Annotated in this window: 36 protein-coding genes; 16 read left to right on the top strand and 20 right to left on the bottom strand. The window is 35.5% G+C overall.

Features of this window, described 5'->3' with window-relative positions; genetic code table 11:
• The first annotated feature begins 65 nt into the window (after positions 1–65).
• Entirely contained in the window at positions 66–212 is a 147-nt protein-coding gene (locus NSIN_RS02180; RefSeq protein WP_245871876.1) for a hypothetical protein, read from the top strand.
• Here NSIN_RS02180 and NSIN_RS02175 read toward each other — a convergent pair.
• A complete protein-coding gene (locus NSIN_RS02175) occupies positions 209–682 on the bottom strand; it encodes a hypothetical protein (RefSeq protein ID WP_101009963.1) in 474 nt (157 codons plus the stop codon). The genes NSIN_RS02180 and NSIN_RS02175 overlap by 4 nt on opposite strands.
• A gap of 135 nt (positions 683–817) precedes the next feature.
• On the opposite strand from NSIN_RS02175, the gene NSIN_RS02170 reads away from it, so the two are divergent.
• Genes NSIN_RS02170 through NSIN_RS02160 form a run of 3 tightly spaced genes read left to right on the top strand, consistent with a single transcriptional unit; the run spans position 818 to position 2566 of the window.
• Positions 818–1291: a hypothetical protein gene (locus NSIN_RS02170; RefSeq protein WP_101009187.1), complete on the top strand. Its 474-nt coding sequence runs from the start codon at positions 818–820 to the stop codon at positions 1289–1291.
• Between the two features lie 12 nt (positions 1292–1303).
• Positions 1304–2197, top strand: coding sequence for a PfkB family carbohydrate kinase (locus NSIN_RS02165; protein WP_101009186.1), 894 nt, complete (start codon positions 1304–1306; stop codon positions 2195–2197).
• A 36-nt stretch (positions 2198–2233) separates the two neighbouring features.
• Positions 2234–2566, top strand: a complete 333-nt coding sequence (locus NSIN_RS02160; protein ID WP_101009185.1) for a dUTPase — start codon at positions 2234–2236, stop codon at positions 2564–2566.
• On the opposite strand, the gene NSIN_RS02155 is transcribed toward NSIN_RS02160, so the two are convergent.
• Both NSIN_RS02155 and NSIN_RS02150 read right to left on the bottom strand, forming a co-directional pair.
• Complete coding sequence (locus NSIN_RS02155; protein ID WP_101009184.1) at positions 2560–3048, bottom strand: tetrahydromethanopterin S-methyltransferase subunit A; 489 nt, start codon at positions 3046–3048, stop codon at positions 2560–2562. The two genes, NSIN_RS02160 and NSIN_RS02155, sit on opposite strands and share 7 nt — an antisense overlap.
• Entirely contained in the window at positions 3045–4130 is a 1086-nt protein-coding gene (locus NSIN_RS02150) for a DegT/DnrJ/EryC1/StrS family aminotransferase (protein ID WP_101009183.1), read from the bottom strand. Before NSIN_RS02150 ends, NSIN_RS02155 begins: the two co-directional genes overlap by 4 nt.
• 86 nt (positions 4131–4216) lie before the next feature.
• On the opposite strand from NSIN_RS02150, the gene NSIN_RS02145 reads away from it, so the two are divergent.
• Positions 4217–4780, top strand: a complete 564-nt coding sequence (locus NSIN_RS02145; protein WP_101009182.1) for a hypothetical protein — start codon at positions 4217–4219, stop codon at positions 4778–4780.
• A gap of 33 nt (positions 4781–4813) precedes the next feature.
• On the top strand, positions 4814–5866 hold the full coding sequence (locus tag NSIN_RS02140; protein WP_101009181.1) for a tyrosine--tRNA ligase: 1053 nt from the start codon (positions 4814–4816) through the stop codon (positions 5864–5866).
• On the opposite strand, the gene NSIN_RS02135 is transcribed toward NSIN_RS02140, so the two are convergent.
• From NSIN_RS02135 to NSIN_RS02120, 4 genes are read right to left on the bottom strand one after another with little or no spacing between them, the layout of a single operon-like run.
• Complete coding sequence (locus NSIN_RS02135; protein ID WP_101009180.1) at positions 5859–6839, bottom strand: TIGR03560 family F420-dependent LLM class oxidoreductase; 981 nt, start codon at positions 6837–6839, stop codon at positions 5859–5861. The genes NSIN_RS02140 and NSIN_RS02135 overlap by 8 nt on opposite strands.
• 1 nt (position 6840) lies before the next feature.
• Positions 6841–7629, bottom strand: a complete 789-nt coding sequence (cobJ, locus tag NSIN_RS02130; RefSeq protein ID WP_101009179.1) for a precorrin-3B C(17)-methyltransferase — start codon at positions 7627–7629, stop codon at positions 6841–6843.
• Between the two features lie 45 nt (positions 7630–7674).
• Positions 7675–9126 carry a DUF7482 domain-containing protein gene (locus tag NSIN_RS02125; protein ID WP_101009178.1) on the bottom strand — a complete coding sequence of 484 codons (1452 nt, stop codon included), beginning with the start codon at positions 9124–9126 and terminating at the stop codon, positions 7675–7677.
• A 52-nt stretch (positions 9127–9178) separates the two neighbouring features.
• Positions 9179–10576 (bottom strand): aspartate kinase, encoded by a 1398-nt coding sequence (locus NSIN_RS02120; protein ID WP_101009177.1) that lies wholly within the window; start codon positions 10574–10576, stop codon positions 9179–9181.
• A gap of 160 nt (positions 10577–10736) precedes the next feature.
• On the opposite strand from NSIN_RS02120, the gene NSIN_RS02115 reads away from it, so the two are divergent.
• The 3 genes from NSIN_RS02115 (at position 10737) to NSIN_RS02105 (ending at position 12918) form a co-directional block, all read left to right on the top strand.
• Complete coding sequence (locus tag NSIN_RS02115) at positions 10737–11348, top strand: hypothetical protein (RefSeq protein ID WP_101009176.1); 612 nt, start codon at positions 10737–10739, stop codon at positions 11346–11348.
• Between the two features lie 361 nt (positions 11349–11709).
• Positions 11710–12159: a hypothetical protein gene (locus NSIN_RS02110; RefSeq protein WP_133124032.1), complete on the top strand. Its 450-nt coding sequence runs from the start codon at positions 11710–11712 to the stop codon at positions 12157–12159.
• Between the two features lie 3 nt (positions 12160–12162).
• Positions 12163–12918 carry a hypothetical protein gene (locus NSIN_RS02105; protein ID WP_101009173.1) on the top strand — a complete coding sequence of 252 codons (756 nt, stop codon included), beginning with the start codon at positions 12163–12165 and terminating at the stop codon, positions 12916–12918.
• Here NSIN_RS02105 and NSIN_RS02100 read toward each other — a convergent pair.
• The 5 genes from NSIN_RS02100 to NSIN_RS02080 all read right to left on the bottom strand — a co-directional run bounded on the left by NSIN_RS02100 (position 12910) and on the right by NSIN_RS02080 (position 15274).
• Positions 12910–13356 carry a hypothetical protein gene (locus NSIN_RS02100; RefSeq protein ID WP_101009172.1) on the bottom strand — a complete coding sequence of 149 codons (447 nt, stop codon included), beginning with the start codon at positions 13354–13356 and terminating at the stop codon, positions 12910–12912. The genes NSIN_RS02105 and NSIN_RS02100 overlap by 9 nt on opposite strands.
• A complete protein-coding gene (locus NSIN_RS02095) occupies positions 13343–13807 on the bottom strand; it encodes a hypothetical protein (protein WP_101009171.1) in 465 nt (154 codons plus the stop codon). Before NSIN_RS02095 ends, NSIN_RS02100 begins: the two co-directional genes overlap by 14 nt.
• An 87-nt stretch (positions 13808–13894) precedes the next feature.
• A complete protein-coding gene (gene pcn / locus NSIN_RS02090) occupies positions 13895–14641 on the bottom strand; it encodes a proliferating cell nuclear antigen (pcna) (RefSeq protein WP_101009170.1) in 747 nt (248 codons plus the stop codon).
• Positions 14642–14677: 36 nt separating this feature from the next.
• Positions 14678–14992 (bottom strand): transcription factor S, encoded by a 315-nt coding sequence (locus tag NSIN_RS02085; protein WP_101009169.1) that lies wholly within the window; start codon positions 14990–14992, stop codon positions 14678–14680.
• Positions 14993–15274 (bottom strand): RpoL/Rpb11 RNA polymerase subunit family protein, encoded by a 282-nt coding sequence (locus NSIN_RS02080; RefSeq protein WP_101009168.1) that lies wholly within the window; start codon positions 15272–15274, stop codon positions 14993–14995.
• A 46-nt stretch (positions 15275–15320) separates the two neighbouring features.
• Between NSIN_RS02080 and NSIN_RS02075 the strand changes: the two genes are divergently transcribed.
• The 3 genes from NSIN_RS02075 (at position 15321) to NSIN_RS09380 (ending at position 16424) form a co-directional block, all read left to right on the top strand.
• Positions 15321–15863: a hypothetical protein gene (locus NSIN_RS02075; RefSeq protein WP_245871875.1), complete on the top strand. Its 543-nt coding sequence runs from the start codon at positions 15321–15323 to the stop codon at positions 15861–15863.
• A 113-nt stretch (positions 15864–15976) separates the two neighbouring features.
• Entirely contained in the window at positions 15977–16186 is a 210-nt protein-coding gene (locus tag NSIN_RS02070; RefSeq protein WP_101009166.1) for a hypothetical protein, read from the top strand.
• 82 nt (positions 16187–16268) lie between these two features.
• Complete coding sequence (locus NSIN_RS09380) at positions 16269–16424, top strand: hypothetical protein (protein ID WP_165775222.1); 156 nt, start codon at positions 16269–16271, stop codon at positions 16422–16424.
• A 2-nt stretch (positions 16425–16426) separates the two neighbouring features.
• On the opposite strand, the gene NSIN_RS02065 is transcribed toward NSIN_RS09380, so the two are convergent.
• Together NSIN_RS02065 and NSIN_RS02060 are read right to left on the bottom strand one after the other, a co-directional pair.
• On the bottom strand, positions 16427–16921 hold the full coding sequence (locus NSIN_RS02065; RefSeq protein ID WP_101009165.1) for a dual specificity protein phosphatase 23: 495 nt from the start codon (positions 16919–16921) through the stop codon (positions 16427–16429).
• Between the two features lie 81 nt (positions 16922–17002).
• Positions 17003–17302 (bottom strand): NADH-quinone oxidoreductase subunit I, encoded by a 300-nt coding sequence (locus NSIN_RS02060; RefSeq protein WP_101009164.1) that lies wholly within the window; start codon positions 17300–17302, stop codon positions 17003–17005.
• A gap of 171 nt (positions 17303–17473) precedes the next feature.
• Between NSIN_RS02060 and NSIN_RS02055 the strand changes: the two genes are divergently transcribed.
• The gene (locus NSIN_RS02055) at positions 17474–17749 is read left to right on the top strand and encodes a peptidylprolyl isomerase (protein WP_101009163.1); all 276 of its coding nucleotides are present in this window, start codon (positions 17474–17476) and stop codon (positions 17747–17749) included.
• Here the strand turns inward: NSIN_RS02055 and NSIN_RS02050 are convergent.
• On the bottom strand, positions 17741–18355 hold the full coding sequence (locus NSIN_RS02050; protein WP_101009162.1) for a hypothetical protein: 615 nt from the start codon (positions 18353–18355) through the stop codon (positions 17741–17743). The two genes, NSIN_RS02055 and NSIN_RS02050, sit on opposite strands and share 9 nt — an antisense overlap.
• A gap of 29 nt (positions 18356–18384) precedes the next feature.
• On the opposite strand from NSIN_RS02050, the gene NSIN_RS02045 reads away from it, so the two are divergent.
• Complete coding sequence (locus NSIN_RS02045; RefSeq protein ID WP_101009161.1) at positions 18385–19527, top strand: aminotransferase class V-fold PLP-dependent enzyme; 1143 nt, start codon at positions 18385–18387, stop codon at positions 19525–19527.
• On the opposite strand, the gene NSIN_RS02040 is transcribed toward NSIN_RS02045, so the two are convergent.
• The 4 genes from NSIN_RS02040 to hsp20 form a co-directional block, all read right to left on the bottom strand.
• Positions 19524–19784, bottom strand: coding sequence for an Lrp/AsnC ligand binding domain-containing protein (locus tag NSIN_RS02040; protein ID WP_101009160.1), 261 nt, complete (start codon positions 19782–19784; stop codon positions 19524–19526). The genes NSIN_RS02045 and NSIN_RS02040 overlap by 4 nt on opposite strands.
• 81 nt (positions 19785–19865) lie before the next feature.
• Positions 19866–20927, bottom strand: coding sequence for an AmmeMemoRadiSam system radical SAM enzyme (gene amrS / locus NSIN_RS02035; protein WP_101009159.1), 1062 nt, complete (start codon positions 20925–20927; stop codon positions 19866–19868).
• An 18-nt stretch (positions 20928–20945) separates the two neighbouring features.
• Complete coding sequence (locus tag NSIN_RS02030) at positions 20946–23090, bottom strand: CDC48 family AAA ATPase (protein WP_101009158.1); 2145 nt, start codon at positions 23088–23090, stop codon at positions 20946–20948.
• Between the two features lie 24 nt (positions 23091–23114).
• Positions 23115–23627, bottom strand: a complete 513-nt coding sequence (gene hsp20, locus NSIN_RS02025; RefSeq protein ID WP_245871874.1) for an archaeal heat shock protein Hsp20 — start codon at positions 23625–23627, stop codon at positions 23115–23117.
• 93 nt (positions 23628–23720) lie between these two features.
• Between hsp20 and NSIN_RS02020 the strand changes: the two genes are divergently transcribed.
• Positions 23721–24383 carry a hypothetical protein gene (locus tag NSIN_RS02020; RefSeq protein ID WP_101009157.1) on the top strand — a complete coding sequence of 221 codons (663 nt, stop codon included), beginning with the start codon at positions 23721–23723 and terminating at the stop codon, positions 24381–24383.
• A gap of 3 nt (positions 24384–24386) precedes the next feature.
• Here the strand turns inward: NSIN_RS02020 and NSIN_RS02015 are convergent, their stop codons facing one another.
• Positions 24387–24704, bottom strand: a complete 318-nt coding sequence (locus tag NSIN_RS02015; protein WP_101009156.1) for a hypothetical protein — start codon at positions 24702–24704, stop codon at positions 24387–24389.
• 112 nt (positions 24705–24816) lie between these two features.
• Between NSIN_RS02015 and NSIN_RS02010 the strand changes: the two genes are divergently transcribed.
• Positions 24817–26169, top strand: coding sequence for an NAD(P)/FAD-dependent oxidoreductase (locus NSIN_RS02010; protein ID WP_101009959.1), 1353 nt, complete (start codon positions 24817–24819; stop codon positions 26167–26169).
• Positions 26170–26179: the final 10 nt, after the last annotated feature.

Genomic DNA, 26179 nt, shown 5'->3' with positions numbered 1-26179 from the left:
ATATTAATAGTGAAAAATTAGTCAATCACATGCAATGTGGATGTCATTGTATAAAATGCGGGAGCATGGAACTTTCATCCAAACGTGTTGGAGAGATTGAAAAGGATGGATATTATGACATGCATCATACATGTCTCAAGTGCAAAGCACATTTTGACCACCTAGAGGGCGATGTATTTGATTCGTGTGAAAAATGTGGATTTAATATCTAGTTGACTTGAAGTAGTTTTACTACGGAATAGTAGCTGCGTTTTTCCTTCAAATCCTTTTGGAGCTCATGTGTAAATGCCATGTTTGTAAGTACTTTGGATACATCTAGTGGTACTGCAGACCATCCATATTCTCGTAGTTGTGCAACAACTTCAGATACAGTTCTTGGTTGGTCGAAGAATGCATCTCGAATTAGCACTTCAAGCTTGCTTTTGATTTGGTCTTTTCCGATATACGTGGGTTTTACAAATTCTGGTTCATGAACTTCTACATCCTCAAGCGTATGGAGTATTCCAGATGTTTGTGGTACTTGATCACAGGAGTATTCGTACTGAACGTTATTATTTGTAGAATCCTTCACAAATGAAGCAAGATTGCATATTACTTGTTCTACACTTTCATTATCAATATAGAAGTCCTTTGAATCTATCTCTATTTCATTTTGACCATATTTTACCTTAATTCGAGCCATTGTAACTTTCAATCTGATTGTCTTGATTTATTTTGTTGGCTCTAAGTAGCTTAGAAAACTGATCAAAAAGATTACACAACTTATTTGGATTTTTTTTCTGCATACTACTAAAAGGGAATTTGACAGGTCATTGTTGTGGAAAGACGCGCAAAAGTAATCATAATTGCAATATGCGTGGTAGCAGCAATAGGGATATTTGCCTATTCTCAATACTTGTCTGCTACTCATCTGAGCATTTCCATACTTGAAAGCAAGGTAATACAAAGAAATGACAATAATTCGTTATACAACATGACACTTCAGTTCCAAAATCCCTCACTATTACCCATTAATGTTGGACAGACAGATTTTGTTATATCAGTCAATGATGAAAATCTAGGTACAGGAACCTTGCAGCCACTTGTAATACCACCCATGGGAAAGATTTCTTCATCTGCCCCATTTACTGCAGACAATACAGTTCTGGATAAATACAGTAACAATGATGTCATTCCAAAAGTAAAGTTGAGTGGAACAAGCAAATATGGAATATCCATCATATCAGTCAATGTGCCATTCACATACTATCCAACAGAGCAGGAAGCCAGAGAATTTATACACGGTTCCTAAAAGCAGCAAAGTATGCTTACAGTATTTGGTTCAATAGCATACGATACAATAAGAACTCCTAGGAAGGTTATCAAAAATGCATTAGGAGGAGCTGCAACATATGCTGCAATATCTGCAAGTTTCTTTGTCAAGCCTGGACTTATCGGAGTTGTAGGGCAAGACTTTCCAAAAAACTATCAAAAAATCCTCAATAATTTTGTTGACACCAAGGGAGTAGTTCATGCAAAAGGCAAGACTTTTCATTATGACGGAAGCTATGATGCAACTTTGAGCATACGTACAACAAACAAAACAGAACTGAATGTGTTAAAGGATTTCAAACCAACTGTTCCAGAAGAATATCGCAAGTCAGAGTTTGTATATCTTGCAAATAACGATCCAGTCCAAAATACAAAAATCTTGAAGGAATTTGGCAATGCCAAGTTCTCTATGTGTGATACGATAGAATTTTGGATATCAAGTAAGCGAAGCGATGTTATCAAAATGATGGGGGCAGTAGATTCTGTTGTTATCAATGATGAGGAAGCAAAATTGCTTACAAAGACCCACAACCTGATCAAGGCTGCAAAAAAGATCATGGAATGGGGCACGAGGTATGTAATAATAAAAAAAGGCGAACATGGTTCTTTGCTATTTTATGATGATGTTATATTTCCGTCACCTGCATTTTCAATGGAAGATATTGTAGATCCAACAGGTGCAGGAGATTCCTTTGCTGGAGGAATGATAGGATATCTAGCTAGTAAAAACAGTACAAAGATGTCGACTATTAGAGAAGCTGCAGTATATGGAAACATCATGGGTTCGTTTGCAGTAGAAAAATACGGGGTATACGGAATAACCGGATTAAAGAGATTAGACATTAAGAAAAGATTTGATAAATACAAGACCATGGTGCATTTCTGACAAAGGTTATAGATATCCAAATTAAAAAACAAGTCAATGGATGACAAGCTAGATACAATTTTCAGCATGCAGAAAAGTCTTGAAAAGATGATGAATCTTGAACGTTATCCAAAAGATACACAAGGAAAGATCTCTGCCTTGTGTACTGCAATAATTCATGAGGCGGTTGAACTTCAAATGAATACAAATTGGAAGTGGTGGAAAAAACCTACTCCATTTAATGAGGCAGCAGCACGTGAAGAACTGATAGATATTTGGCACTTTGTAGTTCAAGCATCTCTTGAGCTAAACATGACTCCAGAGGATATTTTAAAAGAATATCAAAAAAAGAATCAGATAAACAAGCAGAGACAGTTAGATGGTTACTGAGTTTTCTTTAAGGATTCAACAATGCCTGTCAATTTTGAGATACTAGTTTCACCTATTTTGTTGATAATTTTTACTTGGTTTTGAAATTCTAATACTTGTTTTTTTGTAAGTGTTAAAATTGGATGTGGACTTGATGAACCCATGATTCTGTGATTTTCATCAATACCATTTTTATGAAGACAGATAAGTGAGTCTCCAGATTTGTGTCCAAGTACTTCTTTGCCATAAAGTATCAATGTATCAATTTTTTTGTTTGACAACATAGATCTTACAAGTGCATCAATTCCCTTATTCTCAGATAATAATCTTCCAACTATTGCAACATCATTTATGATAGGGGATTTGGAAATGTCTTGCAACAATGTGATGCTGGATAGAGTACAAATGGCAATGTTAGATTTAGAATTACCAAAAAATACTTCTTCCTCTATTGGAAGTATAATTTTGCATATTTCTCCTGCAATTTCCTCAATCAGATTCATTTGATGATTTTATGTAGCACCTTAGATATATGATGCAAGTTATTTTCTGTAACAAGCGGATTTACTGGCAGACTAAGAACTGATTTGGCAGCCCATTCTGTGAGAGGAAGTTTGATGTCTTTTTTGTAAAAGGGAGTCTCGTGAACAGGTATTGGATAGTATGCAGTTGCACCTATTCCTTGTGAGTTTAGTTGTTTTATCAGCTTATTACGATTTTTTGTTGCAATTGTATAGAGATACCAATTTACTTCAACGTTGTCTCTCTCTTGAGGCAGAATTATGTTAAGATCAGATAAGAGCTCATTGAGAATGGTAGCATTTCTTTTTCTCTTTTCTAAGAATTTTGGAAGTTTTTTCATCTGTACTTTGGCTATAGCTGCACAGATTTCAGGCAGTCGGAGATTCAATCCAAGTATTCTTGTGTCATAACCATGAAGCATTCCGTGATTTCGTATCTTGCGCAATTTTTCAAAGATGTTTTTATCATCTGTAACAATTGCACCTCCTTCTCCAGAAGTCATAACTTTGGCAGCATACATGCTAAAACATCCCATTTTTGAAAATGTTCCTGATTGTTTCTTCTTATAGGTGGTTCCCAGAGATTGGCATGCATCTTCAACTATCTCTAGATTATGCTTGTCTGCGATTTCAGAAATTTCATCCATGTATGAAAAATTTCCGTACAAGTGTACTGGCATTATTACTTTAGATTTTTTTGTGATCTTCTTTTTGAGATCAATGGGGTCCATGGTATAGTTTTCTGGCCGGATGTCAACAAACACAGGCTTTGCTCCAACTGATAAAATCGAGTTGGCAGTTGCTACAAATGTAAAAGATGGTATCAAGACTTCATCTCCCTGCTTTACATCAAGAGCATAGAGTGCAGCTTGTAATGCGGCAGTTCCTGAATTTACCGCAATAGCATACTTTGACTTGACATATGAAGCTAAAAGATTTTCAAATTCTTGCACTCGTTTTCCGCCAGCATTTGCTGCAGATGTAAGAGATTTTTCAGTCAATACAGAACTTACTTCATTTATCTCATCTTTCTCGATGATTGGTGCATTTATTGGAATTTTCAATAATACAATAGAAAATTTTATACTATAATTAAACTTCCTGAATCAAAACCAATTTTTATATTTTAGAGTGCTCCACCGGTGATCAAATGAAGATTCACCTGCAAGAAAGCGATCCAAGTTACAAGATATTCTTGTATGTTTTCTATGTTAGCGCATTCATAATGTGCTCTATCACCATATTTGGATTCTATGCAATGATCCAGGAATGGCTAACCAAGGGCACGTATGTAATGGGTGAAGTCCTAGTTAAAACGGAATTTCCTACTCCACACTTTGCCAAGTTGATAACATGGTTATTTTTCTCGGCAATTATCAGTTGGTATTGTGTTTCACGAATAGGCTGGAAGAGAACGGTTACAGTATCCAAATGGAAGCTTGCCACTGTACAGCTTATGCTTTTAGGACTTGCAATAGTAACACTCTATGAAACAATTTACAATTTTATTTTATTAAACTCACAAATCACTGCAGGTCTAATCAGCGGAGGTACTCCAGATATTGACTCGCTTACAATTGCATACCCAGATCCACACAGACCCTGGAATTTGGTATTTGCTGCAAAGATGTTTCTTGCCGCCTTTTTGATAAGTGCACACGCATTTTATCTCAGTACACGCCCGAGAAAATCGATTCAAGAGCTTGATGCTTAAACTTATAGGAATACAGGTTGGAATCTTACTAGAATGGATGTTACAGAAAAAATCAGACTGGTAACTAGAGAACCTACAGAAGAAGTTGTAACCCAAGAAGAATTGTTGAATCTATTTAATACAAATTCTCATCCAAGGCACTACATTGGACTTGAGATTTCTGGTTTTATGCACCTTGGAAGTCTTATACTTACAGGATTTAAGATAAATGACTTTATCAAAGCTGGAGTACATTGTATTGTATTTCTAGCAGATTGGCATACATATCTTAACAACAAACTAGGAGGAGACTGGGAAAAAATCAGGATGGTGTCCAAGTACTATGCTGATGCATTCAAGATGTTTTGTCCTGGGGTTGAGATTATTGAAGGTTCACAACTTTATGAATCAAAAAAAGACTATTGGATGGATCTTGTCAAGTTTTCAAAAAATATGTCGCTTGAAAGAACAATGCGTTCACTTACAATAATGGGAAGAAGTACTGATAAAGACAAAATTGATCTGGGTCAACTTTTCTATCCTCCAATGCAAGCTGTAGATATTCATACAATGGATTTGGATATAGTTCATGCAGGAATGGATCAGAGAAAGATCCACATGCTTGTAAGAGAGATCTTTCCAAAGATGAAATGGAAGGTTCCAGTTGCTGTTCATCATCACATACTTGCAGGCCTTGGAGAACCAGAAGCTGTAGGTTCAGACCCCGATGCAGTATCAAGCAAGATGAGTAAATCAAAATCTGCCTCGGGAATATTTGTACATGATACAGATGAAGAGATTAATTCAAAATTCAAAAAAGCTTGGTGCCCAGAGGGGATTGTAGAGAAGAACCCTGTGCTTGAGATATCAAAACATATTGTTTTTCATGAGTTCAATGAGATGACAGTGGAACGCCCAGCCAAATTTGGTGGTAATGTGACATATACAAGCTATCAAGATTTAGAAAGTGATTTTGCACAGAAAAAATTGCATCCATCAGACCTAAAGTCCACAGTTTCCAGATATGTCACGGACATAATAAGGCCTATCAGGCAGAAAATTGTGTTAACAGAAGAGCTTTCAGAGGCAATAAAGAGAACTACTTGAGAGTCGGTCTTACATTTTTAGAAAAGAGATGCAACATCTCAAGCGATTTTGACACGCCTATAAAATTGACAATAAAGTAATTTATTCCAATTTTCATATATTGATGTAGATAGCTGCTAACTTCATCAGGGGTACCTAATGCAATGCTATCCTTTGAGCGTACAACAAATTCTGCAATTGATTCGTTTTTCTTTTTTAGCTTAGATACAATATCTTTTACATCATCTTTGTCTTTTCCAATCAATATTCTCAACAATACAGAATTCTCTATTTCTGCAGGATTTCTTTTTATCAATTTACAATTTTCTTGTAATAGTTTTATTTTTTCTTCTAAAATATCTGGAGTGCCAAAAGGATGATTGTATCTAGTAGCATGCCTTGCTGCAACTTTCATGAGCCTTTTTCCTGCACCACCTATCATGATTGGAGGATGAGGTTTCTGCATGGGTTTTGGTTGGCAAATTGCATTTTTTATTGAATAGTGTTTGCCTTTGAAGGTTGATTTTTGATTTTGCCACATTGTTTTGATTATGGTAATGGATTCGTCTAGTTGTTCTATTCTAGTAATTGGATCGTTAAAATCATAGCCGTATGCATTGTATTCATATTCAAACCATCCTGCTCCAATGCCGAATTCTAATCTGCCATTACTTATTGCGTCAAGTGTAGAAGTCATTTTTGCTAGCAATGATGGGTGTCGATAAGAATTGCAGGTAACTACCTGACCTATTCTAAGCTTTGATGTTATTGTGGATATTGCGGAGAGAAGTGTATAGGCCTCAAAAAAAGTCTCAGTACGGTTATCTATTGGATGAGGTACAAAGTGATCATATACATATCCTGCATCAAATCCAAGTTTTTCTGCAGTCAATGCAACATTTTTTGAGAATGAGAATTGTTCATGAGGATTTGTGGTAGGAAACTCATCTAGCCATCCTTGTGGTAATGTAAGTCCTATCTGGACTGATGCCATGTTATTTTCTTGTCTGCTGTGGCTCTGCTATATTGTATTTGGATGTATAACCACGTGGGTTTATCATTAGGTCTTTGTATCTGAAAGTAGAAGAATTTCCAACTATCACAGTGGTTATCATACCAAGCTTGTCACTATGTTCTTCCATATTCTCAAGATCTGTTAGAACAATTTCTTCAGATTCTCTAAATGCACCCTTGACAATTGCAACTGGAGTATTTGGAGACCTGTGTTTTAGAAGTAGTTTTCTAGTATCCTGTAATTGATGTATTCTTTTCTTACTTGCCGGATTGTATATGACAATAACAAAATCTCCTTGAGCTGCAGCTTCCACTCTTTTTGTTATAATTTCCCAAGGAACAAGAAGGTCACTCATGCTAACTACTGCAAAATCTGTCATAAGCGGTGAGCCAACTAGTGCAGCACATGAATTAAGAGATGAAACTCCTGGAACAATTTCTACACTTAGACCAGCTTTTCTATCCCATCCTTCTTCTGCCAAAATTTCATAGATTAGCCCTGCCATTCCATAGATTCCAGGATCCCCACTTGATACAAGAGAGACTATTTTTCCAGATTTGGCAAGATCAATACATTGATGAGCTCGTTCTACTTCTTGTGTCATTGCATACCTATGTACTTCTTTTCCTTCAATTAGATCTTCAACCAAATTGACATATGTCTCATATCCTACAATGGTATTACTTTCCTCAATTGCTTGTTTTGCTCGAAAAGTCATATGATCATGGTGTCCCGGTCCTACACCAACGATAAACAGCTTGCCGGTCATTCATTTTTGAAGGCTTTTAAAGTAAATTTATCCCTTTTGATAATTCTATGGACTTTTTACAATAGGACAATCAAGCATGTAATTCTTGCCTGAGGTTATTGCTTCTTGGATATCAATTGCGCCATTTGCTTTTTCAAAATCAATGTCATTTTTGGTCTCCAAGACTTCGGCAGTTTTAGGATCTTTCCATGTTATTATTGAAATTTTACAGAGAGGGCTATAATCAGAGTCTCCAAGTTGTGTACTAGAAATTCCCTCTTGGTATCCAAATGGTCCTGCACCTTGAATACCATTGGCAAAATGATAGACATCTCTTGCATATGAATCAAGAAAAGAGAGCACAGACACATTTGGAATCTTCATCGTTTGCGCAGGTCCTTGTGGAGTTCCAGAGGTGATAATATAGTAGATGGTCTTTCCATCTGGTCCCCATCCTCTATGCCCTACAAATGTAGCAGTCATGTTGTTTGTATTTACATCAAGTAATTGTCCTCCAACATATGCAACCTGATCTGACAATATTTTGTTGGATCTTATACCTAGATTACCTCCATCCCAAGATATTGCAGGAGTGTTAAGAATTGTATCAGTTGTAGTTAGTTTTACTTTTCCAGTCGTATTTGCATCAAGTATTGCCTTTGTAGAATTCAAAATAAATGGTCCTCGTCCTACATTCCAAGATACTTCAATTACTTTATTCAGTGGGCTGTATTGGTTATCAGATGGAATAGAGGACAAGACATCATCTTGATACCCACGTGTTCCATTTCCAGTGATTCCGTTGGTAAATATGAAAATATTACCAAATGACATTATAGGAACATGTGCAAGTGTGGGAGATAGTTGAACTTGCCAATTTTGTTTCTCTGAAATGTTATTTGCCACAAGAATATTGCTTGAATCAGTTATTACATAATACATGGTTTTACCATTAACTAGTCCTTCATGAAGCGGTATCTTTATTGGAGTTGTACTTTCTGCCATCTTGAGAGTATTATTTGCGGTAGGCATAATGGTAGACACTGGAATAACATCAGGAGTGGTTGTTCGTATCCACCCATCTACACTTGCAGTTACTGTAAATTGACTAGAGTTTACAGAATGAAGTCCAATTGCAGATCCTGTAAAATCTAAACTACCTCCACTAGAATTTTGATCAATTGTAGTAACAGCATATAGTGTATTACCATCTACAGTCCAGGTTGGTTGACCTGCAGAGTCAGTCTTGTCAATCTGATGTAAAATTACAACTTGGACTGGCATACTTGAGCTGTATGTAATGGAACCATGATAGATAGAACCTTTGTTAGGAGGCAATATTATTGCCATTTGTTCATTACCGTGTCCAACTCCTGGATCTTGTGAGGACGTTATTGTCTTAGTGAATTGAATTTTTTTTGTAGATCCGGCATTGGCAAGTTGATCATTGAATAATGATATTGAAGCGATCAAACCTCCAATGATAACAACAATAGATAAAAGTAAAATTCGATTCATAAGATATGATTATCTAATTTAGATAAATATGCTTTTAGAAATAATTCAGGTTTTATTTTCCAAGATTAAATTCGTCATGTAGTGCTTGAACTGCAGCATTACAGTCAGAGTCCTTTACTACAAATGCAATATTAAGTTCAGAAGAACCTTGCGCAATCATTATAACATTTACACCTTTTTTTGCTACCGCTGTAAAGACTTTGGAGGCAACTCCAGCAATTCCTCTCATTCCGGATCCTATAAGAGCAATTATTGAGACATCTACAGTAACATCAACTTTCTTGATGATTTTTCCTAGCAGATTCATTTCAAGTGCATTTACTGCTTTGTCTAAATCATTTTTCTTTACTATTATTGATATAGAAGACTCTGATGGACTTTGAGATATCATCATTATATTGACGCCTTCCTTTGCAAGTATGGAAAATATCGTGGCAGCAGTTCCTGGTGCACCAACCATACTTCCTCCTCTTACATCAATTAATCCAGTATGTCTTATGGTACTAACACACTTGACTGTCTTTTGAGTATCAGGTTGTGGGGTTGCAGTTACTAGGGTACCTGGATTGTCAACATTAAACGTATTTCGTATACGTAAAGGAATTTTTTTTGCAACTAGGGGTTCAAGTGCTCTTGGATGAATATACTTGGCACCAAATAATGCCATCTCCATTGCTTCAATGTATGATACTTCCTTGATCAGTTTTGCATTTTTTACAATTTTCGGATCTGTTGTCATTAGTCCATCTACATCACTCATTAACCAAACTTCATCTGCCTTGATACTTGATGCAATAATTGTAGCTGTATAATCAGATCCGCCCCTTCCAAATGTAGTTATGTTACCATGTTGATCTGCACCCGCAAATCCTCCAATTATTGCCATGATTTTCTTTTGTTGTAGATCATCTATTGTATGAGATACATGTAATCTAGTAGTATCCATCAGAGGTTTTGCTCCTCCAAAATGAGAATCAGTAACTATTCCAACATCTTTTCCTGTGAGTGGAACTGCCTTTATTCCAATTTCATTTAATGTAAAAGCTACCAAATTGATGGATAGTCTTTCTCCAAAAGAAATCATATAATCAGAAGAACGTGGAGTAACTTCTCCAAGTAGTAACATCCCATGTAACAGATCTTGGAATTCATCAAGATCTGTTTTCATCTTATTCATCAAATCTTTTTTTATTTTGGAGTTCTGGATACATTGATCTGCAACATCAGTATGCATTTTGATAATTTTCTTTGCTAATGAATTTGCGGCATCTTTGTTTCTGTTTTGAATCAAATTAGTAACTCGGATTAGGTCATCAGTAACTCCGCTAATTGCAGAAAACACTGGAATAATTTTATGTTCCTTGCTTAGTTTTTTTATTAAATTTGCCACATTTCGTATGTTTTGTGGAGAAGAGACGGATGTTCCACCAAATTTTAAAATGAGTTTCAAATCAGTATAACCTCGACTTGATATCCTTAAAATCTTTTATAGGCTTACTTTAGGCCTAATTTCTCTTAGATCATATAACAAGACTAGGCCAAACTATGCCATTTTTCTTACGAAGGTACTGTACAGTACTGTAATATACCATAAATTTTATTAGGTAAGAATGCAAATAACAACTGAAGATTTGGAATTACCTGTTGTTGATGCTGAATTTATTGAAGAAAATAAGAAACAAGTATCTAAAACAAGATCAAAAAATGGTGGACCTTATTCTAAATTTGAACGGGACAAAAGAAGACAGGAAGTATACAAGCTACATTTTGAGTATGGTTATTCTGCAAGAAAAATTTCAGAGTTGATGAAAATAAACAGAAATACAGTAAACGGTTACATTGATTATTGGTATACTAAAATATACAACAAAAGTAATATTCTGAATCCTGAAAATGTAATAATTTTCAATATGCAGCGACTGGAAGTTCAAAGAACTAGATTACGTGAACAACTAGACAAGGCAGAATCCTTTCAGGAGAGGCTTGCGCTGGAACGTTTGATATATGAAATTGATTGTAAGATTTTGCATATACATAATAAGTTAGGAGAATCTTCAAAACGAATAGTTGATCTTTCTGTAGGAGTAATTAACAAATGGCTGAAAGATAATAAGAAAGATAATCGGTTGTTGACGTTATTTGATAAAATATCGGTTTCAGACAAGGCAAAGGAAAAAATTACAAAGATAATAAAAGAAGACAAGATTAGACCAAGTATTTGAATACAGTTTTAAGATTACAAGCATTAAGATTTCATTTTTTGATTGAAAATGATTTCTAGATTAGCAATCTTACTGATATGTTAATGGAATTATTCATCGTTTTAATTCCATCTAACTAACTCGCTAAATAGCATTTTCCAATTTTTATTATAAACCATTAATATTTAAAAGAATTCTATAATATGAGAGAGTATGTTTGGAAAAAAAGATCAAAAAGGTAAAAAATCGATAGAAAAGAAACATGCAAACAATTTCTGGCACATCGTAGAGCGTAAATTAGAGGATCATGAGAAACGCGAGATGGAACTTTTCGGATATTGGTTTTTAATCCAGAATTCAATTAATAATGGAGGTATCAAAATTGTCAGAAGTTAGGATAAGAACAGAATTTGGTGAAGTTGTTATACCATACAATGAAGTATCAGATTTAGAAAAAGGCCTTGCAAACATAGATAAAGTTATAGAAATTGTAAATTCTAAAGTTGGTCACCTAAAGGGTAAAGAAAAACCAAAAGTAAAATTTGGCTTTGAAGATATTTACACAATTAATGATGATGGCTCTATCTCAATACTAAGACCAGGAACTAAAACTGAAAATATTGGAATAGTTTTGTATGCATACGATCCTAAACCTCTAAAGACAGATCTCATTACTCTGTTTAGCGGTGTGAAACAATCACAGGATTATATGAGAAATTCAAAATATTTCGATAAACTTGAACGTGGCTATTACAAACTCAATGCGGCTGGCCTTTCATGGATTATCAATGAGGTAGTTCCAAAATTGAAAAAACTAAACAATGGTAGTTAGATTATGGATTTATGGATTAAAGAAATAATTGAGCAGATTACTCTTGGAATTGCCCTCAAAGAAAGCACTTTAGATTCTAGCAATAGATTGGCATTGATTGTAATAGATAATGCTGTTGAATTCGGTTTAAAGTTTTATGCTAAAACTAATAGTCTCTTACAAAAGAAAGAATTAAGCTCAAATGATGCACTTTACAAGATTCTGGGAATTTTGGAAGGTAATAGAAAAGTTCCTTCTGATTTGAGCCAAAGAATAAAACAATTTCATGATACGAGAAATAATCTCTACCATGGTGCTGATATTACAACAGTTCTAGACAAAGTGATCAATGAGTATGTGAAAGATGCCAAGGAATTGTTTAGAATTCTCTTTAACATACAGATGACAGAATCTGAGTGGCAGAAATCTGTTCATAACGTAAGAAAAGAGCTTGCCAAGACTAATGTGTCATTAAAGGAACCTGTTTCATTCGACCCGGTAGAAATAGAAGGAAAACATCTTGTAAGAATAACAACTCCAGCAGAACCGAAAAATACCGAACAAATTATGCTTGTAATTTTTGGATATCAAGTTACTCGTGCCAGGACTCCATTAGATGATGAATTAAGACAATCTCTCATGTTAAGCGGATTTAGCATACCAGAGAATGTTTTAGCTGCGCGCTTATCGGAATTAAGGGGTAATGGTCATATTGAGAGAGGTGAATTAAGATTAAAAGGTAAAGGTGAATCCAAACTACGTAAAAAGTTTCTAGTCTGATTTATTATTCTGCCTTAATTTTGGAATTATCTTTTCTAGCACATCTTTTCGAGCTTCTGTTTCTAAGGTAAAAGAATCTCCATTCTCTATGAAATCTTTTTTATTCATGTAAGCCTTTGGGTTTGAAATCCCTGTAGAAGTTTTTACTTCGTTAGTTGAAAGACCTTTTTCAGAAAGGAAGACAGCCAGTTTTATCGCATCGCCTTTTTTCTTCGGAATTTTATTCAGGTGAACATTGCCAGAAGAATCTAATCTGTAAAGATCTTTGAATTCTTCAATCACTGTTGTTTCTACACGTAATATGTTAGGTACGCTTTTCGCTACAATATTTTCCAAGTCCTTAAAATCAATTTTAGATAATTGATTTTCAAGATCTTTGTTATCACTAAAATCTATTGCAACTTCTCCAACTTTTGTTTTAATTCTAATTTGTGCCATTATTTCCACCTTTCAACTCAGGTAAAATTTCATCCGTAACAAAGGATATCCCCTTATCACTTAATGCGTATCTTCCTTGCACTAGTCTTCTGAAATATTTTTTATTAGCTGTATTGTTTATGACATTTCTTGAGGGGTTTGTAACTCCACTGCTTAGGGTAATTTCTTCCAAAGTTGCCCCAGAAGGGCCATATGCATGTAAAACTAGACACACCTTCTTTACTTTCGAAGATGGAGATTTAATGAGCACGATATGGTTATTCTCAAAATCGCATATGCCTTCTAGATCTTTTCTTATTGCTTTCTTAGATTCAAATGAAACACCTAATCTTTCTTCAACAATCTTCGAAATCTCTTCATAATCCTCTAATCGTTCTTTTAGCTGGTCTTTGGTATCGAAATGTATGGCAAGTTCTACATCGCCTTTTTTGATCCGAAGCTCTTTCGACATGAATAATTCTCTGAATTGTTATTTACTTTAGCTTTTCTACAGACGTTCTGTTAATATCAAATTGGCAATGTATTTCTGCAATTTGAACTAGCTCTCCACTCTAGGAGCAAGATAGAAGTGGATTCTCCCTATGTTTGCTACTTTAAACTCTAGTCTAAGAGGCATTTTACTTGAATATTCACAGACTATTGTGCCTGCAACAGTGCCAACTGCCTTTACAATACTATTAAGATATTCTAAGCTATATGTTGCATTGCTGTCTTCTTTTACATCAATCTCTGGCATCTCAGGCATTCCTTTTTCAAGTGTTATTGTTGCCTCACCAGAATCACCTCTTCCTGAAAACTCTGCCTTTGTTGAACTAGCATTAATGGACAAATATTCAGAAACCACCTGAACGTCTCCAAGTATTTTGTCAAATTCAGCAGCCGTTACACCCACCTTGGCATTGTAAGTAATTTTTGGAAGTGGGGTATCAGTTGCAGAACTTTCAATCAATCTCATTTTGTATTTTTTATTTTTACCAATTGTAACAAGTAAAAGATTATCTTCAGATATGCTGATTTCTATATTGTCTTTTTTATCTGCCCTTTTGATGAGTTTTGAAAATTCATCTATTCTTACTCCGAATTTGACATCTGCATCACAAACATATTTTTCAAATGCAGAGTTAGGCCAAGCAATATCAATTAATGCTACATGTGACGGATCCATTCCTCTAAAAGCAATTCCTTCACCAGTGGCTTCGAATGTAGCTTCTTCAACAAGTGTAGATATAGCAGATATTACTGCCTTCCATTCTTCAGAACCCCCAGTCTTTGCAGAAAATACCAAACTTAATCACATCTCAAGAATGTCCAAGTTAAATCTTTATGCGTAATTGCGCCAGGTATAGCTGCATTTTATGCATCTGTAAAATTGTGTAGTTGGTTCATCAGCACTTCTTGTCTGAAGCATCCACCACACAGCTTCTCCATGTCCACATTTTTCACAATCAATCTTAATTGTAGGCAATGCTTCCTTTTTTTCTTCCTCATCTAAGACATTGATATTTGAAACACTTTCACTTTTTACTGCCTTAGTAGTCTTGCTTCCTTTTTCGCTGTACCCACACTTTGGACATACAAATTCAGAGTCAGAACTATCTATCTTTAATCTAGCCTGACACTTGGGACAGAATTTCATCTACTCACCTTTAATTTTAGAAAAAATTGCTTTTTTTAGTTCTTCAGTGTATTCCATGGCAGCCTTTGTTGCCTTTTCGATCTCTTTGACTGGATTGCCTTTTGAGGTGTTTACTCTCATTGCCAGTTGTTTTGTCAATGGGTGTTTCAATACTACACCTGCAAACTCTACAGTAGGATCCTTGAGCATCTCATATTGTACTATATAGAGAGTGCTGATATCGGATTTTCTTATGTCCAATTGAACTTCTTTTGGCGAAGATTTTTTCAGCTGAACATCCATGTTAGTCAAAAAAATACTTATTGAGGATATAAACCATCCCCAATCATTGACAAGCGATAAAAATTCAATAAGTGAAGTTTCTCTTGAGAAATCTTCAGACAAACCAAGAATAGAAGACAGTATTACACTAAACGTCAAGTTTTCTGTCACAGGAGCACTCAGAGAGGCCTTTACTGAGAAAAACTGGGAAAAAGCTTACAATAATCACGACAATACTTTCAAGCTAAGATACGGTGTCAAACTTCACACAAGCGGGCTAAGAAAGAAGGAAGTTGGAAAGCCATTAGACACATACAAGAAAGTTGCACTTTTTTGGACACGCAACCCAAAGCTTACTCAGATGGGCGAGAAGAAAATTTGGGTACAAATATCCAAAAATTTTGAACCATTGATTCCAAGTAGTCAATCTGAAGCTCAGCAGATGTTTCTTGATTTTGATGAAAAAATACAATTTAATGCATCAGAATTAGGAGTTGGAAAACACAAGATTGGGGCAGAGGTATATGTCTCCTGGTTCAAACATGATTATGCAGAGCCCTTTGATCAAACTGCACATTCTAAGGATATTGAGATAGAAGTTACCAAGTAGAGATCAAGGAATTCAAGTTTTTCAACTTGTGTTGCATATATGAAACAAGTAGCTTTTCTACTTGATGTATAAATGCAACTTGAGCCATTCTAGACTCAAATGGTGACAATAGAATGCTGTTGAAACTACTGGCATTTGTGTTTGTAGCTCTAGTATTTTTGGGTCTAGGTACAAGTGGAACCATTAATGCTGCGTTTGCAGGATATCACAAAGTAGAACAAAATCCAGCACTTCAACAAGTACAAAATAAAGCATTAAGCATAGAAAATTCAATACAAACTCAATTTGAAAATACAATCAAGTCAGATCTGCCAAGAAACTAGGGTCTGCCAGTCAAGTTTTTCATTTTTGTAAGCAATTATCCGTATTTTAAGAGATATAAATGGAAATTATGAGGGTATCAGTATGGCAAAATTTGACGGAATTAGAGGACAAGAATTACTTGAAGTTGAAGACAAATCAGAGAAAGAAAATGAAATAACCTTGATTTTCAAAGACAACAGGTATCTTTTCATCAAACTAGAAAACGGCAAGATGGTTACCACATCAATTCCAGAGTAGAATTACTTTTTTAGGAATTTATAGTATAGACCAATTGCTATCTCTTGAGATTCAGACTGGATTGAACCCGGTCTTTCTTTTCGTACTTTTTGTATAGCATCTTTTGCTGAGATTTTATGATATTTTACAAGATAACAAGCAAGAATTGTTCCAGTTCTTCCTATTCCTGCAGCACAGTGAACCATCACAGGTTCATTGTTAACAATTCTAGTTTGAATAAATTCAACTGCCTCATCAATTTGTTGCATATCAGGTGCTGAGAAATCTTCTGTTGGAACATGAAGATATTTTACATCTTTTACCCATTGTTCAGGAAGTGAGTCCTCGGTCATTGTGACAATAGATCGTACCCCTTGTTTTATTATCCAGTCAATTTCAGAAACAGAAGTAGGCATTCCACTTCCAGCAAGTTTGTCATCAATTAACCAGCTGAAATTGGTAGGTTTCTTGGCGATTTTGCCATGTACCTTTCTCCACAGATTTCCTGGTTTACTCACGGCGTGTTATAGTGTTATACCATATATGTAGAAAACGAAGTTTTGAATTAAAAATAATAAAAAGAGAAATTTTATGCGGACTTAATCGATTAACTCAGTCCAGCCCTTTACGAATACAGAGTTTCTGTAGAGTGGTACTGGTTGACCTGGAGTAAAGTCCATTGGTCTCATCCAGAAGATTGCCTTTGTTGGGCATACACCTATGCATGCACCATCTGAAATGCATCTTTCTGGATAAAATACAAATGCTTTACCTCTCTTCCAGCCTTCTACTGGTTTTACTCTTAATACGTCTGGGCCTAGTGATGTACAAATCTCTACACAGAGTGCACATCCTATGCACATTTGTTCGCCTATATCTGGAATAATTCCAACTGGCATGTGAGTACTTCTAGAAAAGATCTTAATATAACTTGCTGAAAAATGGCGTGTTATAACGGCGTTTGGGAATTTTATAACACCGTTAATTGTAGATCGACTCATTCTAAATCTTTAGAATATCAACTTCAGGATCGAGATGTTTTTTTATAATTTATTATTAATTCAAAGATCATGGGAAGTAAAATTCACTGTGCACATATTTTAGTCGAGAAGCTTAGTGTAGCACAAGATCTAAAGGCAAGAATTTCAAAAGGTGAAAGCTTTGCCAATCTTGCCAAAGAATTTTCAATCGATGTTTCAAAAAAAAGGGGCGGAGATTTGGGATTTTTTTCAAGAGGTGCAATGGTATCAGAATTTGAAAAAGCAGCTTTTGCTTTACAAAAAGGACAAGTCTCGGACATTGTAAAGACTCAATTTGGATATCACATAATAAAACGACTAGACTAGTGGGATCAGATTTGAAGGAATAACAAGTTTACACGAGTCACTTGGCATATTCAGAATTATTCCATCTTTACCATGCTCAAGAAGAATTTTCTTGTTATTTTTTGTTTCAACAAGACGTTTACCTGTAGGAGATAAGATCCATCCCTCCTCCTTTTTGTATCGGACCATACTTGCAACAACCAAATATGATTTAGTCATCTTTGCTATACTTGCAAGAAGCATGATGATGGACATGACGGTCTTGCCAACATTCTTGTTTTTGTTTAGCATATTGAATAAGCCATTAATGGAATCAACTATGATCATAGTCTGAGACAGACTAGCTTTGACCAGTATCTCATTGAGTATTTTATTCAGAGTCTCATCAGTGGGTTGAAACAAAGTCACGTTTTTTTGTGTCCCAAGTATCCCAGATACTACATATCCACTGTATAGCAAATCAAGGTCTAGATACAGAACATCGAGTTTTGTATCTTGAACCAGTTTTGAGATAAATCCAGCTTTTAAGAATGGATCAGAGTAAAATATCGAATTGATAAGATTTTGTTCCAGTATTGTTTGTAGGTTTAACCCAGATTGTAAGCCATCGCTAGGATTTTTAAACAATATAGAGACTAGTAGATTGTAATATAATAATGAATTTAGATTATTCCGAGGACTTTCCATACAAAGAAAGGATCTACCTAAACAATGCATCTACTTCCAGAATGCCAAGATCAAGTATTACTGCAATGAGTGATTTTCTCACAAAATATAGCGAGCTTGGACCAGATTCTGAGGCTTCAGATAGTTACGTAAGGGAAAGACTTGCTAGTCTTCGTAAAGAAATTTCTGAATTGATAAAATGTAGGCCAGAAGAAGTAGTTCTCACTCAAAGTGTAACGGATGGAATAAATTTTGTTGCAAACGGATTAAAACTAGATTCAAATTCTAATGTAGTCATACGTGGTTCTACTCATGAGCATCCTGCTAATCATTATCCATGGGTGCGGATGGGACAAAAAATTGATCTTAGAAATTTACCCATAGATGAAACTGGTTATTTTGAGTCGGATTCCTTTGTAAAAACTATTGATAAGAATACGGGCCTTGTGGTTCTCAGTCATGCATTGTTTAACACAGGAGCAATAATTTCGATTGAGGAGATTGGTAAAACACTTTCAGAGAGAGGCATACCCTATTTTGTTGATGCAGCACAAACTGTAGGATGTCTTACCGATGTTGATGTAAATAAAATAAAATGTAATTTTATGTCATTTAATGGTTCAAAATGGCTATGTGGACCAATGGGAATGGGTATCTTTTATTGTAAAAAAGATTCAGCAGATCTTATTGAACCGTTGCAAGTTGGTGGAGAATCTGCATTGTTTCATGAAAACAAAATAGTGCATAAAGAAATGCCTGCTAGATTTCAGGCTGGTTTTCGTAATTGGTCAGGCGTGGCTGGTCTGGAGGCATCAATAATTTATCTAAAAAAGATAGGAATATCGAAAATAAGAGAGAGTAACATAAAGCTGGCAAATCTACTACGAGATGAGCTTTCAAAAATAAGAGGTGCTACCTTGTATGGTCCAGAGGAACCAGAAAAACGTACTAGCATAGTGTCATTTTCAATTCAAGATCAAGATTCAAAGACATTAGTTGCACGGCTTGAAAAAATGAACATGATTCTTGCTGTAAGAGATATTTTTACCAAAAAGATTGTAAGAGCTTCTCCACATTTTTACAATACAGAATCAGAGATTCACAAGGTTATAGATGCTATAAAAAAGAACTAGAATTTCTCTTGTTCTTCAATTACCATCATAGTTAAGGTAGAGTAAACCTTGTCGATTTTTCTAATTTTATTTGTGATAATACTTCGTAAAAGATCCATTGAATCAGCGCTAATTTTGACTATAATATCATAAACTCCATACACGCCCTGAATCTCATATTTGATACCGCTTTCACTGCTAAGAATTTGTTTTATTTTTTGTATGATTTCAACATCAGAGCCTAGATCTGAATTAATCAGTATGTAAGTTGTTGGCATGTTCTAATTCTAGTTATACGATATTTAACCTTTGATTAAAAATTAGAGAAATGTGTTTTCTTTATTTTTAGAAAAAACACTCTAAATAACAAATTGAAATCTATTTTGTTTGTAATTCTTAGATAGACTGCCCGTAATTGCTATTTTAGCACCACAGAAGCTACAATTATTATTGTTATCAAGATGCCACCCTTGGATATCAAATCCATATCTTTTAACAACAATTTCTTTGCATTGAGGACAGTATGTGTTTTCAAGACGATGACCTGGAACATTTCCCAAGTAGGCATAATTGAGCCCAACTTCCTTGGCCACATCATAGTGTTTCTCAAGAGTGAGTATAGGTGTTGATTCAAATTCCATCATCTTGTAATCTGGATGGAATCTAAGAAAATGTATTGGCATATCAGGGCCAAATTCATCATAAATGAACCTGCAAAGTCTTTTGGCATATTCTATATTATCACCAACTCTCGGTACAATCAAGTCAGTTATTTCTACATGGATCTTTGTTTTCTTGTGAATTTCTTTTAGCGTATCAAATATTGGCCCTGGATCAGGAATTCCAATATATCTTCGTGAAAATTGAGGTTCTGCATTTCCTTTAAAATCAATTGTTATGCAATCTAGAAACTCATTCATCATGTTTACTGTTTCTGGAGTATCATAACCGTTTGAGACAAAGATATTGAATAATCCATTTTTTCTTGCAACTACTCCACAATCATGTGCAAATTCAATGAATATCGATGGTTGATTATACGTATATGCAATGCCATCAGATCCTGACTGTTTGGCTAGGTCAACTACCTGTTGCGGAGTCATATCAGTTCCTTCTATCTTTCGTCTCTGACTGATGTCATAGTTTTGGCAATATTTACAGAGCCAGTTACAACCAGTGGTAGCAATAGAAAATATGCTTGTTCCAGGCCTATAGTGAGTTACTGGTTTTTTTTCAATAGGATCCACATGACCTGTTATCACTTTGCCGTATGCAAGAAGGTCAAGTTTGCCATTATTGTTTGCTCTGATTCCACATAAACCAATTTGATCTCTTCCTATTTCGCAATACCTAGCACATGCTGTACATCTAACCTTGTCATTAGGTAACTTTTGATATAGAATTGCTTCCTTTGTCGTCAATGTACACCAGCTATTTTATCATATAATTGCTGATGTTATCTGTTTTTTAGATTTGTTTGGTCGCATTTTTTCTATCGCGTTTTCGAAATCTTCTTGAGTTACCTTGATTAGTTTGACGTCCTTTTCCTTCTTGTCTACATATCTTCGTATGGCTCTCATTGCTGCTCTGTTGCATATTCCTTCTATTTCTGCACCACTAAAGCCATCAGTCAACTTGACAAGTTTTGCAAAATCAATTTTCTCGGCAAGTGGTTTCTTTCTTGTGTGTATCTGAAATATGTTCTCACGTCCTTTTGCATCTGGTACTGGTACTTCAATGATCTTGTCAAATCTACCAGGACGCAATAATGCACTATCAATTAGATCAACCCTATTGGTAGCTCCAATTATCAACACATCATGCAATTCCTCAAGACCATCAATCTCAGTTAGAAGTTGTGATACTACTCTCTCTGTTACATTAGAGTCAGAGCTTCCAGAGCTTCTACTTGGAGCTAGCGAATCAAGCTCGTCTAGGAATATTATGCATGGTGCAGCTTGTCGTGCTTTTCTAAATACTTCACGAACTCCTTTTTCAGATTCTCCTACCCATTTTGAAAGCAATTCAGGGCCCTTGATACTTATGAAATTAGACTCTGATGTGTGTGCTACTGCCTTTGCAATCAATGTCTTTCCTGTTCCAGGAGGTCCATAGAGTAAGATTCCTTTAGGAGCTGCAACATCTGTATGTTCAAATGCCTCTCGGTGTTTTAATGGCCATTCTACTGCCTCATGAAGTTCCTCTTTTAGAGACTCCAGTCCACCTATATCATCCCATGATACATTTGGTACCTGAACTAGTACTTCTCTTAATGCAGATGGTCGTACTTCTTTTAGTGCATCTCTAAAATCATTTTCAGTAATGATAATTTTTTGAAGGATTTCAGCGGGAATTTTTTCTGCTTCTAGATCTAGATCAGGTAAAATTCTTCTAAGAGATCTCATTGCAGCTTCTTTTGCAAGAACTTCTAGATCTGCTCCAACAAAGCCATGAGTTACTTTAGCAATTTGTTCCAAGTTTACTTTATCTTCAATTGGCATTCCACGTGTATGTATGTGAAGGACTTCGGTTCTTCCCTCCTGATCTGGAATTCCAATCTCAATTTCTCTATCAAATCTGCCTGGCCTTCTTAATGCTGGATCTATAGAGTCTGGCCTGTTAGTTGCTGCAATTACAACTACCTTGCCTCTTGATTTCATTCCATCCATCAAGGTGAGAAGTTGTGATACAATTCTTTTTTCTACTTCGCCTGTTACTTCCTCTCTCTTTGGAGCAATTGAATCAATTTCATCAATGAATATTATACTTGGAGAATTTTCTTCAGCTTGTTTGAATATCTCACGTAGTCTTTCTTCACTTTCTCCATAGAATTTACCAATAATTTCTGGGCCGCTAATAGAAGTGAAATGTGAATTTGTTTCTCCTGCTACTGCTTTTGCCAATAATGTCTTTCCTGTTCCAGGAGGTCCATAGAGTAACACTCCCTTTGGTGCTTCTACCCCAAGTTTTTCAAATAATTCAGGATGTCTCATAGGAAGTTCTACCATTTCCCGTATTTTCTGAACCTCGTTCTTTAGGCCACCCAAGTCATCATATGTAATTCTTGGAATAGAGTTGTCAATTGCCTTGGTCATTGAGCCTAGTTTGAACTCGGTTTCTTCTGAAATGATGACTGGTTTTGAGCTAGGTGTAGTCCCACTTACAACAAGTTGTGTTTTTCCTCCCAACTGTGTAGTTACAATTAATGTATCGCCTGCAGTCAATACGTGACCTGTATAGTATGCCTGCATGTATTCTTGTAATCCCTCCTCACTTAGCTTTTCTATAGGTGAGAGTACAACCTGTTGTGCCTCCGCTGCATCCACCTTTCTTATTGTAATTTTTTCTCCTATGCCTGAACCGATATTGTGACGTGTAATTCCATCTATCTTTATAATTCCGGTACCATAATCGGGTGCATATCCAGACCATAGTTTTACATGGCTTTTTCTATTACCAACAAGTTCGAGAATTTGGCCTGTTTCCCATCCATTTTCTTCCACAATTTTAGGGTCCACTACGGCAATTCCTTTTCCAACGTGCCTTTGTGCGGCTTCTGCAATTTTTAATGTAATTTCATTCATAATTTGATCACCAAAAAATAGAGTTTATTCGACCGTTACCGTCCTTCCTTGCGGTCGATCCTCTTTAAGTTGGAACTTTACTTCTAAAATTCCATTAGAGTACGTTGCTTTGACAGAATCTTCGTCAACCTTTTGTTTAATCGGGATCTTGGTGTGATATTTTTTATCACCATTTTCTGCATCAAGATTTACTGTTCGTCCTACAACTTCGATCTTGATGTCTTTTTTTTCTACACCCGGCATCTCTGCAACAATTTTTAGAACTTTTTCTTTTTCATCTACGATGACGTCTACAAAAGGTTCTCGTACTTCTGATTTTTGACTAAGACCAGGTTTGACGTTACCATATTCTTTGACTACAGGTTTTCCATCAGGTCCCACTGTTAGGGAATATCCATAGTAGTAAGGACCAAATGTCTGCAAGTCATCAGACATCTTCATGTCATTCCAAATCTTGTCCAAACCCTTGAAGGGTCGCATCATTTTCTGGAAGAGTTGGTCAAACTCATCCCATTCATTCATGTCATAGTTATGCATACTATGTAATACATATGACATTATATAAAGATTATTGATTAACTAACTATTTCATTACATAAATTAATATAATTATGAATATAAATTACTCTCATGAGAGCTCCGAGTGTTTCAGTCCCTGACGCGGTCAGAGAGATAATTACAAGAAATAGATCCATTTATGACTGCATCAAGATGGGTTTGATAAATTACACATCACTTGCAATCAAACTCCAAAAAGAAGTCGAAGCCCAGGTAGGAGGACCAGTCAATCCAAATACAATTGTAGTTGCAATTAAAAGGTATGCAGATTCTTTTGAGAAAAAAGATGATATGCAAAATGAAACAGTATTAAAAAATGCAAGACTTTCTCTCAGGGATGGAATTGCAGACATTAGATTTTCTTCAGATGATTTTGAAATGAAAGACGCTGTAGATTTAATGGATAGATTCATGCAAATCGATCCAAATTATGAATTTTTTAGATCTACTGATTCTTTTAGATTTTTTACAGAAGATATAAGCGATGTACGAAAAATTCTAGAGTCTTTTTCATCACATAAAAATTTCTTTCAAACAGGACTAGCAAAAATAACCATAAGCATTCCCGAATCCGAACATAGTTCTGACGTAGTTTCGTACGTATCTGAGATTCTACACGATAATGGAATCGAGCTAGTTAATGCGTTTTTCGGACAAGACCACATAGTAGTGGTTCTTCATGAAGAGGATGCAGCAAGAGCATATCAAATTTTAAGAAGAGAAGTTTCTCGCTGATACTTAAATTCCAGTGGCTTCTGCCTTTGTTATTTCAAGATAAACCTTGTCTCCTACTGCAAGATTCAACTCCTTGTACTCGTGCATATCTAGTTTAATCGAGGTTACAGTATTAGATTGACCCATACCCCCAGACAACATTTTGTTTAGATTTTTCATCATATCATCCATACTTGTGAATCCCATTACACCTCCTGCACCAAATGGAGATGCAGGCGTGCTTTGTTCTCTGAAATCCTTAGAGGTAGAAAGTGATACTACCACATATGGAGAACCATCCGGTGATGCGTCTATTCTTACAACAATGTACTCTTTCTTCATATCCTAACTTCTCTGGTCTGCATATTTTACCTTTCGCTCAAATGTTACATTAGGGTACAATGAGAAACACTACTACCTTTTTTATCCCAGAAGATAACACTAATTGAGTACAATGCCAGAAGCCAAAAAAATTCTTGTTTTAGGAGGGGGATTTGCAGGAATAGAATGCGTAAGGAAACTAGAGGCATATTTTTCAAATAATAAGGAAGTTCAGATTAGCCTGGTAAGTGAAGACAACTTTTTCTTATTTACTCCAATGCTACCGCAAGTAGCTTCTGGAACAATTGAGACAAGACATATTGTAATTCCAGTTCGAACATTACTAAAAAGAACCAAGTTCTACGAGGCGGGAGTTAAGAGTATTGATCCTCATAAAAAAATAGTAGACCTAAGTGGTACAAAAGAAAAACGTGGAATTTCCTTACAGTATGATTATCTAGTCTTGGCCCTTGGCAGCCAGACAAATTTCTTTGGAATGGACAATCTGGAAAAGCTTGCATATTCTATGAAAACTCTCAATGATGCAGTAGTGTTACGAAACAGAGCTATTGATATGCTTGAGCAGGCAGACAATGAAACTGATCCTGCCCTCAAGAAAAGTTTACTTACTTTTGTAATTGTTGGTGGAGGATTTGCGGGAATAGAAACAGCTGGAGAATTAATGGACTTGCTTCATGACGCAAGAAAATATTATCCTAATATTCAAAAAACTGACATTCGAGTTACAGTTCTTGAAGCAATGCCTGCCATACTTCCTGGATTTAATGAAAAGCTTGCCAAGTTTGCATTAGAGAAGTTACATCAACGTGGAATTGAGGTAATGGTAAACACAAAACTTTCTAATTTTTCAGGTGATGAAGTACTGATTGAGGATTCTCGCCCACAAACTGATCCAGTCAAGCAATATTCAATGAATGCAATACAGACAAAAACTCTAGTATGGACTGCGGGTGTGACACCTGTAGATATCATAAAAAAATCTGTTTTTAAAACCAACCGAGGTGGAATTGTAGTCAATGAATTTCTTCAATCAGTAGACTTTCCAGAAGTCTTTGCTGTAGGTGATTGTAGCTATTTGATTGATCCTAATACAAAACGTCCTCTTCCACCAACTGCTCAAAATGCAGAATCAGAAGCAGAAATTGTTGCAAAAAATCTATACGCTTTGATTACAAACAAAGAGAAAGAAAAATTTGTCTACACATCAAAGGGCCAAATGGCCGTAATAGGAAAACGAAGTGCTATTGCAAGTATATTTGGAATTCATTTACATGGATTTTTTGCATGGTTGCTTTGGAGAACAATATATCTTTCAAAAATACCACGTCTTGATAAAAAAATAAGAATTTTTCTTGATTGGACAATAGACCTTTTCTTTGATAGAGATATTGCAAGATTGAAAGTTATGCGTGATAAACCTATTGAAGAATTTACAGAACTTGATGAAGTAGATGATGTTTGGTAAAAATAGAATC

This window comes from Candidatus Nitrosotalea sinensis (assembly GCF_900143675.1).
Classification (GTDB): Archaea; Thermoproteota; Nitrososphaeria; order Nitrososphaerales; family Nitrosopumilaceae; genus Nitrosotalea; species Nitrosotalea sinensis.
Note: the sequence above shows the minus strand (reverse complement) of the source record. Positions and strands in the feature narration are given on the sequence as shown.